Below are 11,070 nucleotides of genomic sequence, written 5' to 3'. Positions count from 1 at the left end.
ACACAAGCAATGAAAGACAACAGCCAGACCCTCTCCTGCGTTATGATTCCCGTAAGCAGGCGGCAGCTTATTCTGCCCAACGTATCCATTGCCGAGGTGGTCGACTACGCCAGCACAGACGCAGGCATAGGTGCACCTGACTGGCTTGCCGGACAGCTGGAGTGGCGCGGACTGAACCTGCCAGTTATCTCTTACGATGCGGCTAACGGCGGTACCCTGTCAGTGCCCGGCGAAAACCGCGGCCGGATTGTCGTACTCAATACCATCAGCAACACCAACAAAAAACTGCGTTTCATGGCCCTGATTACCCAGGGCATCCCCAGCCAGGTCCGCATTACTGAAGACCAGCTCAAGCAGCTGGATGGCGAAAACGGCCCTGCTGATATCATGCAGGTGGACGTTGATGGTGAGATAGCCTGGATTCCTGATCTTGACTACCTTGAATCCCTCGCCAGCGAAACTCTGGCCTAAGCCGGGTTTCGGAAACCACGGAGCCGGCAGACATCCGGGTTATTCTAATAGCCGTGGCATGAAGATCCGTGCAAATGTTATAATATTGCGCTATTTGCAAACGCAGGATCCCGGCCATGTCTGCCCATGCGCTCCCGTATCGCCCCCACAACCATCAAGCCTGTGTCACCCAGGCGCTGGCCGATGCCAGGTCAATTTGTCAACGGCAGAATGTCCGCCTGACGCCCACCCGTGAACGGGTACTGGAGTTGATCTGGCAATCCCACAGGCCCCTTGGGGCCTATGATGTGCTCGCAAAACTGACCTCCGACGGCCACAACGCTGCACCACCAACGGTATATCGGGCTCTGGACTTTCTGCTGCAGCACGGGCTGGTACATCGCATAGCATCGCTTAATGCATTTACCGGCTGCGCTCATGCCGGCGAACACCATACGGGCATGTTTCTTATCTGCCGCGCCTGCGGCAATGTTCTTGAGCTGACAGACGCGTCGGTATCCGCCGCAATACATAATGCAGCTGACGCTGAAGCGTTCAAAGTCGAAACAATGACGCTCGAAGTGGCCGGTCTTTGCCCCGGATGTCATGCAGAGAAGCAGCATGAGTGAAGCGCTGGTCGCCACCGAAAATCTTACCGTCCAGTTTGACGATCGACCCGTTGTTGACCGGGTAAACCTGTCACTGCACCGTGGCGACATCATCACCATCATAGGGCCCAATGGCGCCGGAAAAACGACTCTGATCAAGGCGATTCTGGGCATTCAGCCCGCGACCAGCGGGCGTATAATGCGCGCCCGAAACCTGCTTATCGGGTACGTACCCCAGCACCTTAGCCTGGAATCGACACTGCCACTGAGCGTCAAACGCTTCATGTTGCTCAGCGGCCGGTCGTTGGCAGATTGCGAGTCTGCGCTGGCAAGAACCGGTGTCAGCCATCTGCTCAATGCCTCTGTGCACCATCTTTCCGGGGGCGAGCAACAACGGCTGCTGCTGGCCCGGGCTCTGGTACGAAAACCGGACCTTCTGGTGCTGGACGAACCAGCTCAGGGCGTTGATATCAACGGCCAGGCCGCACTTTATGATCTGATCCGCCAGCTACGGGACGAGCTGAATTGTGGCGTTATCATGATTTCCCATGACCTGCACCTGGTTATGGCCGCAACCGACAAGGTTATTTGCCTGAACCAGCATGTATGCTGCAGCGGATACCCTGCGGACATCTCTCACGATCCGGCTTTCATTGAAACCTTCGGCCGGCCGGTGGCGGAATCTCTGGCGGTGTATCACCACCACCATAACCACAGCCATGACCTGCACGGGAACGTGATTGGTCGCGACCAGGCAAGCCCGGGCTCGGGAAATGCAGGCAGTCATGGGGACGGCCATCAGGGGTGCCACCATGACCATCATTGACACCATACTGAATGATTTTTTCTGGCGCGCGCTCGTTGGCGGCTTTGGCGTGGCGCTGATCGCCGGCCCTCTGGGCTGTTTTGTGGTCTGGCGCAGGATGGCCTATTTCGGCGATACCCTGGCCCACTCAGCACTATTGGGCATAGCGCTCAGCTTTCTGATCAGTGTTCCGCTGAATCTCGGGGTTATCATAACCAGCGTTATTCTGGCGATGGCGTTGATGCTGTTTTCCCGCAATAAAACACTGGCCACCGATACGCTACTGGGCATTCTTGCTCACAGCGCCCTGGCCATCGGCCTGGTGGCGCTCAGCTTCATGCCGGATGTCCGGATCGATCTGACCGGATTGCTGTTCGGCGATCTGCTTGCGATGAACCGGAACGATTTGCTGTGGATCTACGGCGGTGCCATTGTCATTCTCACGCTTCTGGCGGCGCTCTGGCGCGGCCTGTTGATGAGTACCATCCATGAGGAGCTCGCACGGGTAGAAGGGGTGCCGGTTGAGCGCCTTCGCCTGCTGCTGATGCTGATGTTTGCTCTGGTGATTGCAATCGCCATGAAGATGGTGGGCGTTCTGCTGATTACCGCGCTGCTGATCATCCCGGCAGCTACAGCACGCAGGCTGGCCAGTACCCCGGAACAGATGGCCGCTCTTGCGGTGGCGTTCGGGTTTTTTGCGGTGGCAGGTGGCCTCAGCATGTCCTGGCATCTGGATACGCCGGCCGGTCCCTCTGTGGTGGTGACCGCGTTTGTCACATTCCTCGTTGTCTATGGTGTTGTTGGCCGTCTTTCAGCCCAACGCTCTGTGTGAGCCAGAGACAGGCGTCTCCATCACAAAGGCTGGAGAACATCCATCAGGCGCCCGGTTGCCAACAGTTCAAGGAACTCATCACCCATGCGCTCGCTCTCGGCTATGGCTTTTCGCCACGAGCGCTCCCGACCATCGTCATTCCCTGCATAGGTTTCAAAGTCCTTACGATCAGGAAGCTTGCCATCTGGCAGGCGCTCCAGGTAGTCCGGGGAAGGTGTCACCAGCAACACGTCCTGTAAGCGGGTCGCATCGCCACGCCGCCAGGGTAGCGTTTTATCGAACCAGCCGGGCACCACACGATCAGTGAAATGCGGGTACAAAATCACGCCCGGCTGCTCGTAGGGCAGGTCGAGATGGTAATCCAAAAGTCCGCCATCCCGGTATATACCTGTTGGCGCACCTGGAATATCCCGAACTCCGGACATAACCATAGGTATAGATGCCGAGGCGAGCAAAGCGGGCAGGAGATTTTCGCGGCTCAGCGGAATTTCATGGCTGGGAAAATCAGTCAACGGTGACAGCGGAGCTTTCAGCCGGGCATCGTGAAGAATACCCCGTTCCATGAAGCGGCCGAGGTGTCGCCGCCCAACCATATTTGCGCTTATGGCACTCATCAGACCCAAACCAAGGCGTGCTCTGGACTCAGGCTCAAGCATCCCGAAAGTACGAACTACAACCACGTTGAGCCGATACCATGGGTGCTGCAGGATATAATCTTCCCGGCCCCCTATCAGTTCTTCGAGAAACAAGATGCTTTGACGAGTAACTTCAGCAGCACTGACACCTTTCGAAAAACGCTGGGAGGTATACAGTTCAGCCAGTCGGGTAAGTTGAACCCGAGGATTATCCGAGGAGGCAATGGCTGCAAACCGCCAGCTGCCTATAGATGAACCAATCAGGGAGCGCTCCTGCTCAACCTGCGGCAGCCAGTCCCCGAAAATGGCCTTGTCCAGGCCACTGAGTCCAAGGGCTTTGGGGCCTCCTGCCGCACCGGGTATAACGTGAACATCATCCGGAGTCAGTGGCTTTTCCTGCAACCGCTGCAGGGTTCGCCGACCTGCCCGGATGGTGAGCGAGGGCGCGCGTGTGTGGATGGCGGTCATATCGGGTTTCCCGTCGGCGTTTCTTTTAAAGCGATCGTCAGATCAGATAGTGCACAAATTTTAACGAAGTGAACTTCTCGGGCCAACTGAATAAAGGTAATAGTGCCCATACACGAAAATCGAAACTCCACCAGGCGAGTGCCCATGCTAAACTCCAACTTACGCTTGACAGCCGAAACGGTTTGGCCAGATACAGACAGCCGGAGCATGCTGTGAACACGTCTACCTCTATCGGTTCCAGATCTACCAACCCGACCATTGCTGTGCTTGGCTTCAAGCGCCAACTGGTCTACCACCTTCACTTCTGGGCCTTTGTTGCTGTAGCCCCGCTTGTTATCGTGCAATGGCAGCACCATCACTTTCTTCTCTCGGCTTTGCTGATTCTTTTCGCTGTCAACGCTCTCCTGGTAATCGGCCTGTTGCGATTTCGCGACACCTATTTTTTAAAAGGTCGCCTGTTTCCTCTGCTCGCCGTGGTCTGCGCCGCTTATTCAACGGCCATCAACGGGCACGCGGGCCTGTACTGGGCCTACCCTGCCGCATCCGCGCTGTTTTTCCTGCTACCGCTGCGAGAAGCCGTTGCAAGCAACATCGTTTTCGTCAGCGTTATGGCGGTGGTTTCTTTCGTAAAATTTCCCGAAGCTGATTTCTGGCGCATTACCTTCTCACTGGGCCTTACCTGTCTGTTCTCCATGATTTTCGCGTGGCTGGTCGGCAAGCTTCAGAACGAACTCACCCGGCTTGCAACAACCGATCCGCTTACCGGCTGCCTTAACCGATCACAACTGGCAGACGTTCTGAACAGTCAGATCCAGATGCAGGAGCGCTATGGCCGGGTATCCAGCCTGGTTCTTCTGGATCTGGATTATTTCAAGATGATCAATGACCAATGGGGGCATCTTGCGGGCGACAAGGTGCTGAAAGAGATGACCCTGAGGTTGCGCAAGCGGCTGCGGGAAAGCGATCAGCTTTTCCGCATCGGCGGTGAGGAGTTCATGATCGTCCTGCCTGAGACCAGCACGCAAGAGGGCAACCTGCTGGCTCTCCAACTGCTGACCAGTATCAGCGCCCGGCCATTTCTCGACGATATCAAGGTAACGGCCAGCGCCAGTGTCGCCGAGGTCAGTAAGGGGGAAACCTGGTCTGTATGGCTGAATCGCGCCGACCAGGCGCTATACGATGCAAAATCCCGGGGACGCAATCAGGTCGTCAGTGCAGCCCGCCAACCGGCTCCGGAAAACCAGACCCCGGACGAATCTGCAACGCCCGTCGCCAGCTAGTATCCAGCCTTGCACCTCACAGGCGCTTACGAAACTCTCTGTAGGCGCCAAATACCTCCCAGGGGCTTTCAAAGTGCGGGTAATGACCGACATTTCTCAGCTGCACGACATCGAACCCAGGGATCATTTCCTGATAACGCTGCGCCATGGCCGCTCCCGATACAGGATCTGCAATTCCTGAAATGAGACGCATGGGCTGCCTGGCATTCTGCAGCGCGGACACCCAGCGATGACGGTGGCAACGGCGATCTTCCATAAACTGGATCAGGTGATGCAGGATTCCGCGGCCGTTGTTGTAGGTGATGAGGTGCCAGAAGTTATCCAACTCTCGCCGGCCCGGGGTGCTTTTACTGCCGAACAGCTTCAGAAAGCTGCGTTCGAAACTGCGCCGTGTAAGACCCCGGCTGATGAGCCCCCCCAACGGGCTTCGCAGTAGCCTCTGAATCAGCAAAGGGTTGTGTACTTCCGGAAACAGGGCTCCGTTCAGAAAACAGACACTGGCGATATCAAAGGGCAGCACCCCTTCCTGCTCCCTGGCCAGAAGTTCCTGGGCAACACTGCACCCATAGTCATGGGCAAAAAGATGCACCGACCCCAGGCCCAGGCCCTCCAAAAGCCCTTGCATCAGATCTGCCTGATCATCAATGCTGTACTCATGTTCTCTGGGCTTATCCGAAAAGCCGAACCCCAGCATGTCCACAGCCAGCACATTATTGCTCTGAATCAGCATGGGCCAGATACGGCTCCAGTCCCAGCTGGCTGTCGGAAATCCATGCAGGAGCACCAGCGGCTCACCCTGGCCTGCCATCCGGCTGAATATCGCATGGCCCTCATAGCTGAACCATTTGCCTCCCTGTTGCCATGCCTCGAGCGTCGCCTCTCCAGACCCGGCTGCCTTTGCACCCCCGATACCCGGTATCTGCTGTTCCATGCGTTGTCCCCGATAGGTCTTTCATAGCCTGCGACTGTAAGATAATCCCGGCCCTCCCGCCAGAGCCGCGCAGTTTGCTTTCACAAACTGAAAACGGGAACTGGTCTTTTCCGGGAGTGGCGTCGTAAACCGTAGAGATGACAGCCAAATTCACTTAAGCTTTGGCCCTCATACCATACCCCTTACCGTACCTTGAACCATAACCTGAACCATAAAGAGAACCGGAAGCGACTATGACCAAACTCCTTGACGACCTCGCGGGCCACTACCGCGCAATCATCAGCGGGCTGGGAGAAGATACCAACCGTGAAGGTCTGCAGGACACACCGATGCGTGCAGCCAAAGCCATGCAGTTCCTGACCCACGGCTATCAGCAGGATCTGGACGATCTCGTCAACAATGCGGTTTTTGAGTCCGCAATGGATGAGATGGTTGTGGTTCAGGACATTGAGCTGTACAGCATGTGCGAGCATCACGTGCTGCCTTTTATTGGCAAGTGTCACATCGCCTATCTACCCCAGGGCCGTGTTCTGGGCCTGTCCAAGTTTGCACGCATCGTGGACATGTATGCCCGGCGCCTGCAGATTCAGGAAAACCTCACACGCCAGATTGCGGAAGCCGTTGAGAACGTTACTAACGCCAAAGGTGTTGCAGTGGTCATCGAAGCTCAGCATATGTGCATGATGATGCGTGGCGTCGAGAAGCAGAACTCGAAAATGAAAACATCCATGATGCTTGGGCAGTTCCGCACATCCCAGGCAACACGCGCAGAGTTTCTCAATCTGATCAGCAACAATCGCTGATTGCAGCGATCCCAATGGAGGCGGTATGACAGACGTTACCTGCAACCACCAGGCAAGGATACAGATCAAGGACCTGCTGTTGCGTGCCTATATCGGCATCAAAGAAGAAGAAATCAACAATCAGCAGGACATAATGATTAATGTTTGCCTGACGTACGATGCGACTGAAGCGATCAACCAGAATGAAATTACGGCCGCGCTCAATTATCGCACCATTACCAAGCAGATTATCGGTCACGTAGATGGCAACCGCTTTGCCCTCCTGGAGCGCCTGACCCACGAAGTGCTCAATATTGTTATGGAGCATGGCGCCGTGCAGTGGGCGCAGGTAGAAATCGACAAGCCTCACGCGCTACGCTATGCGGAATCCGTGTCTGTTTGTCTTGAGGCACATCGTTAGTCTAACCCAGGTGGTCCGAAACCCATGCCAAGCAATCAACCCGATCAGATGCGTGCCATTCTTGAGCGTGTGCGCACTATCGCTCTCGTAGGCGCCAGCGAAAAAACCAATCGACCCTCCCACGAAGTCATGGAGTTTATGCAGGCGCATGGGTATCGGGTTATTCCGGTGAACCCTCGCCTTGCTGGCAAGAAAGTGCTCGGCGAGACCGTATACGCCGACATCGCCTCCCTGCCCGAATCCGTTGACATGGTCGAGGTGTTTCTGGCGCCAGAGCGCACAGATGCAATAATTGATGAGGCCATCGACCTGAAGGTTCCGGTGATCTGGTTGCAAATTGGTGTTATCAATGACGAAGGCGCTGCCAGGGCAGAGGCGGCGGGGCTGACCGTCGTTATGGATCGCTGCCCGAAGCAGGAAATTCCGCGCCAGGGCTTGACAAAGATCAACTCTATTAGCTGAAGCTCTCTAAACCACAAGAAGTCGCTCCGCAAAGAATGGTTTAATATTACCCGCATGCAGGCGTTACACTAGGCGGCTGGTCTTTGGTAAACGGAGCACTTCTTGGCACACTCATCCCTGAATGGCGGGCTTTTTCTGAGGCGACTGCTGCACCCTGCCTTTCCGGTCGTGATCTTCATGGTTTTTTTCGCCCTGGCGGCAGGTTTCCGCTTCGGCCTGACCGAGCAGTATACGGGCCAGATACAGTCAAACCTTGAAAATGAAACCCGGAGCATGGCCAACACCCTCGAACGGGAGTTCATGGTTCACGTTGATGCTGTCCGTCGCATGGCCAGCCGCCTGGCAACGGACCCGCAAACGCTGGAAAGCGAATGGCGTGAAGACTCATACAATTATCTTGCTGATTTCCGCATCTATCAGGCCATCGAGTGGATAGACCGCGACTTCATTATTCGCTGGCTGGAACCTGTTTCGTCCAACGAAGGTGTCGTTGGCTTCAACTCTGCGTTTAACAAGCAGCGCCGCAAAGCTCTTGAAGCTGCAGCTCAAACTGGAAACAGTGATATTTCCGGAGTGATCGAACTGCGCCAGGGGGGCAAAGGCATTGTTATTTACGCTCCGGTCGGCAGCGGGCCTGACAATAATGGTTTTGTTGCAGGTGTATTCAAAATGGAAACTTTGGCGCGACTGCTTATGGCCACCCGGGAACCCGCAATGTTCCGGGTTGAAATTCGCAGTAACGGTGCCACCGTGTATACCCTCAGTGATTTTGAGCCAACAGGCACCACCACATCCTATACCGTGCCGATCAAGCTTCCGACGCTGGACTGGCAACTGAATCTAGAGCCGTCGCCGCAGTGGTTCGAAAAACAAAGTAGCCCCTGGCCACGCTGGACGTTTATTACCCTTCTTGTCATGGGCTTGCTGACCAGCCTCACTACCCTCCTCCTGCAGCTTATTCTCAAGCGCAATCAGGCCCTGCTGTCAGCCCGACAGAAACTGGATGAAGAAATTGCGCAGCGCGAAACCATCCAGCAGGATCTAGTACGCCTGGAATCTACCGATGTCCTCACCGGCCTGGCGAATCGTCGCTTCTTTATGGAAGACCTTGCCCATACGCTTAATATCGCGAATCGTCAGTCGCACCAGGTGGCGCTGGTGATGCTGGATCTCGACCGCTTTCAGATGCTGAATGACTCTCTTGGGCATCAGTTTGGTGATGCCCTTCTGGTTAAGGTTGCGGGACGCCTGAACCAGCTCAGCAACGAGCGCATTACGGTAGCCTATTCCGGCGGCGACGAGTTCATGATCTGTCAGCAGCATGTGGAGGATATCGACGATGTCCTTTACCTGCTCGGCCGGATCAAGCAGTGTTTTGAAACGCCATTTGAGGTTCAGGGTGAAGCTCACAAATTAACAGCAACCCTCGGGGTTGCCGTTTACCCCCAGAGTGGCCTGGACGCGGACACCCTGCTGCGCAACGCTGACATAGCCCTTTACCGCGCAAAAGGTCAGGGCCGCAATACCTATCAGTTTTATACCGAAGGTATGCAGGAACGGGAGGTCATGCGCCTGGAGCTGGAAAAGGATCTCAGCCAGGCCCTGGTTGAAAATGAGTTTGTCCTGCATTATCAGCCTCAGCTGAATCTGGACAGCGGTGAAATCAACAGTGTCGAGGCGCTTATCCGCTGGCAACACCCCCGCAGAGGTCTGCTTGCCCCGGGAGAGTTCATCCCACTGGCGGAAGAAAGCGGCCGGATAACTGAGATCGGGCACTGGGTAATGATGGCGGCCTGCCAACAGTTGGCGGCCTGGAGAGGAACCCGCTTTGAACATCTCAGAGTAGCCGTGAACCTGTCCGGGCGGGAGCTGGATGATGACAGCCTGGTTGAACGGGTACGTAACACTCTGGCAGCCGAGGGTGTCCCCGCTGATCGACTTGAAGTGGAACTCACCGAAGAAATTTTCATTCAGAACATAGAGCACAACCTGGGCCAGCTGAAGCGCCTGCACGATCTTGGCGTACATCTGGCGATTGATGATTTCGGTGTCGGCTATTCGTCCCTGGCGTACCTGAGAAATTTTCCGGTAGACCTTCTGAAAATCGATCGCTCGTTCATTACGGAAGTGACTGAGCGCCATGATGATGCTGTGATCACCCGGGCGGTCATCAACCTGGCTCACAATCTTGGCTTACAGGTGGTGGCCGAGGGCGTGGAAACCCGGGCGCAGCTGGACTTACTCAAGAGCCAGGGCTGCAACCTGGCTCAGGGCTATCTCATAAGTCGCCCTGTTCCTGCGGCAGAGCTGGAAAAAGCACTGTCCAGTGGCGCTTTTGAAAAAGTGTAATGGCTATTCCCGGTTTGTAATCACGGTACATCAGCCCCAGAATTGCGGTTGAATTTTTCAGGTGAGATTTTATGGTCACGGGTTATCTGACGCCGGAACAGGACAGCAAGCTTCGCCGGTGGGAACACTGGAACCGGAATTATTTCATCTTTGCGTTCGTGGCTCTGGTGATTGTTCTGGTTTTCAGCAGCCAGCTCGGGCTTTCCAGTGGCGACGACTGGGGGCCTTTGGGCCTTCTGCTTGCTGCGCTGGTTACTCCGATTATCGTTTTGCAGCTGCGCCTTGCTTGCCCTGCCTGCGGTCATAAGCTTGGCTGGCAGGCCAAGTTAATGGCGCCTGATCAGTGCAAAAGTTGCGGTACCTTCCTTCGAGCGAAAAGCTCCTCTTCCTGAAAACCTTTGACCTGTGAGTAGGTCATAGGTTTTATTGTGTTCTCAAGTTTCTATATTGTCGGCTATCCCGCTTCGGTGATAGCCGCGGCGGTGTGGGAGGCTTGTCCGAAAACCGCTGTGAATACGTCCATGTACGCTTGCTCTCCGCCTTCCCTGGCTCCGAGCATTTTCGGACAAGCCTCCCACACCACCGCTCATTAACGTTTGGCGGATGCTGCTCGATATGAAAGTCAAGGAAATCGCTACGTCTGCCGGGGTGAACCCGGACACCGTCCGTTTTTACACTCGGGAAAAGCTGCTCAAGCCTTCCCGCAACCCGGACAACAACTACCAGCAATACGATGCTGAAGATCTCAGGCGCCTGCGCTTTGCTCGTAAGGCTCGCCAGCTTGGATTCTCACTGCCGGAGATCAAGCAGGTTCTGGACAAAGCAGACGACCATCACTCGCCCTGCCCTATGGTTCGGGATGTTTTTCAGCAGCGGCTGGCAGAGGTAGAGCGGGAGATTGGTGAGTTGCAACAGCTGCGCAAGCGCATGAAAACAGCGCTGGCCGCCTGGCAGGATATGCCGGACGGCACACCGGATGGACATACCATCTGCCGTTTGATTGAACATTGGGATGACAAGGCTCCCGAAAAGCAGGTTGAGGAGTAA

General features: G+C 55.6%; 13 protein-coding genes. 11 read left to right on the top strand and 2 right to left on the bottom strand.

The features are described from left to right. Positions 1–9: 9 nt before the first annotated feature. The 4 genes from ACN0RL_RS07915 (at position 10) to znuB (ending at position 2,695) form a co-directional block, all read left to right on the top strand. Positions 10–471, top strand: coding sequence for a chemotaxis protein CheW (locus ACN0RL_RS07915; RefSeq protein ID WP_417515448.1), 462 nt, complete (start codon positions 10–12; stop codon positions 469–471). A gap of 116 nt (positions 472–587) precedes the next feature. Continuing rightward, complete coding sequence (locus tag ACN0RL_RS07910) at positions 588–1,079, top strand: Fur family transcriptional regulator (protein ID WP_417515446.1); 492 nt, start codon at positions 588–590, stop codon at positions 1,077–1,079. Beyond that, entirely contained in the window at positions 1,072–1,884 is an 813-nt protein-coding gene (gene znuC, locus ACN0RL_RS07905; protein ID WP_417515444.1) for a zinc ABC transporter ATP-binding protein ZnuC, read from the top strand. The genes ACN0RL_RS07910 and znuC overlap by 8 nt, the downstream gene beginning before the upstream one ends. Then, positions 1,871–2,695 (top strand): zinc ABC transporter permease subunit ZnuB, encoded by an 825-nt coding sequence (znuB, locus tag ACN0RL_RS07900; protein ID WP_417515442.1) that lies wholly within the window; start codon positions 1,871–1,873, stop codon positions 2,693–2,695. Before znuC ends, znuB begins: the two co-directional genes overlap by 14 nt. 20 nt (positions 2,696–2,715) lie before the next feature. Here znuB and ACN0RL_RS07895 read toward each other — a convergent pair whose 3' ends face one another. Next, positions 2,716–3,798: a patatin-like phospholipase family protein gene (locus ACN0RL_RS07895; RefSeq protein ID WP_417515440.1), complete on the bottom strand. Its 1,083-nt coding sequence runs from the start codon at positions 3,796–3,798 to the stop codon at positions 2,716–2,718. A gap of 212 nt (positions 3,799–4,010) precedes the next feature. On the opposite strand from ACN0RL_RS07895, the gene ACN0RL_RS07890 reads away from it, so the two are divergent. Then, a complete protein-coding gene (locus tag ACN0RL_RS07890) occupies positions 4,011–5,078 on the top strand; it encodes a diguanylate cyclase (protein ID WP_417515438.1) in 1,068 nt (355 codons plus the stop codon). Positions 5,079–5,094: 16 nt separating this feature from the next. Here the strand turns inward: ACN0RL_RS07890 and ACN0RL_RS07885 are convergent, their stop codons facing one another. Further along, positions 5,095–6,009: an alpha/beta fold hydrolase gene (locus tag ACN0RL_RS07885; protein WP_417515436.1), complete on the bottom strand. Its 915-nt coding sequence runs from the start codon at positions 6,007–6,009 to the stop codon at positions 5,095–5,097. Between the two features lie 233 nt (positions 6,010–6,242). On the opposite strand from ACN0RL_RS07885, the gene folE reads away from it, so the two are divergent. The 6 genes from folE (at position 6,243) to ACN0RL_RS07855 (ending at position 11,070) form a co-directional block, all read left to right on the top strand. Further along, positions 6,243–6,812, top strand: a complete 570-nt coding sequence (folE, locus tag ACN0RL_RS07880; protein WP_417515434.1) for a GTP cyclohydrolase I FolE — start codon at positions 6,243–6,245, stop codon at positions 6,810–6,812. A 25-nt stretch (positions 6,813–6,837) separates the two neighbouring features. Further along, entirely contained in the window at positions 6,838–7,212 is a 375-nt protein-coding gene (gene folX, locus ACN0RL_RS07875; RefSeq protein ID WP_417515432.1) for a dihydroneopterin triphosphate 2'-epimerase, read from the top strand. A 24-nt stretch (positions 7,213–7,236) separates the two neighbouring features. After that, positions 7,237–7,674: a CoA-binding protein gene (locus tag ACN0RL_RS07870; RefSeq protein ID WP_417515430.1), complete on the top strand. Its 438-nt coding sequence runs from the start codon at positions 7,237–7,239 to the stop codon at positions 7,672–7,674. A 177-nt stretch (positions 7,675–7,851) separates the two neighbouring features. Next, positions 7,852–10,023, top strand: coding sequence for an EAL domain-containing protein (locus ACN0RL_RS07865; RefSeq protein WP_417515579.1), 2,172 nt, complete (start codon positions 7,852–7,854; stop codon positions 10,021–10,023). A 71-nt stretch (positions 10,024–10,094) separates the two neighbouring features. After that, on the top strand, positions 10,095–10,415 hold the full coding sequence (locus tag ACN0RL_RS07860) for a hypothetical protein (protein ID WP_417515428.1): 321 nt from the start codon (positions 10,095–10,097) through the stop codon (positions 10,413–10,415). 223 nt (positions 10,416–10,638) lie between these two features. After that, positions 10,639–11,070, top strand: a complete 432-nt coding sequence (locus tag ACN0RL_RS07855) for a MerR family transcriptional regulator (protein ID WP_417515426.1) — start codon at positions 10,639–10,641, stop codon at positions 11,068–11,070.

Origin of the sequence: Marinobacter sp., assembly GCF_048259445.1 — a bacterium.
GTDB lineage: Bacteria > Pseudomonadota > Gammaproteobacteria > Pseudomonadales > Oleiphilaceae > Marinobacter.
The sequence above is the reverse complement of the archived record's forward strand: the minus strand, read 5'-3'. Positions and strand labels throughout refer to the sequence as shown.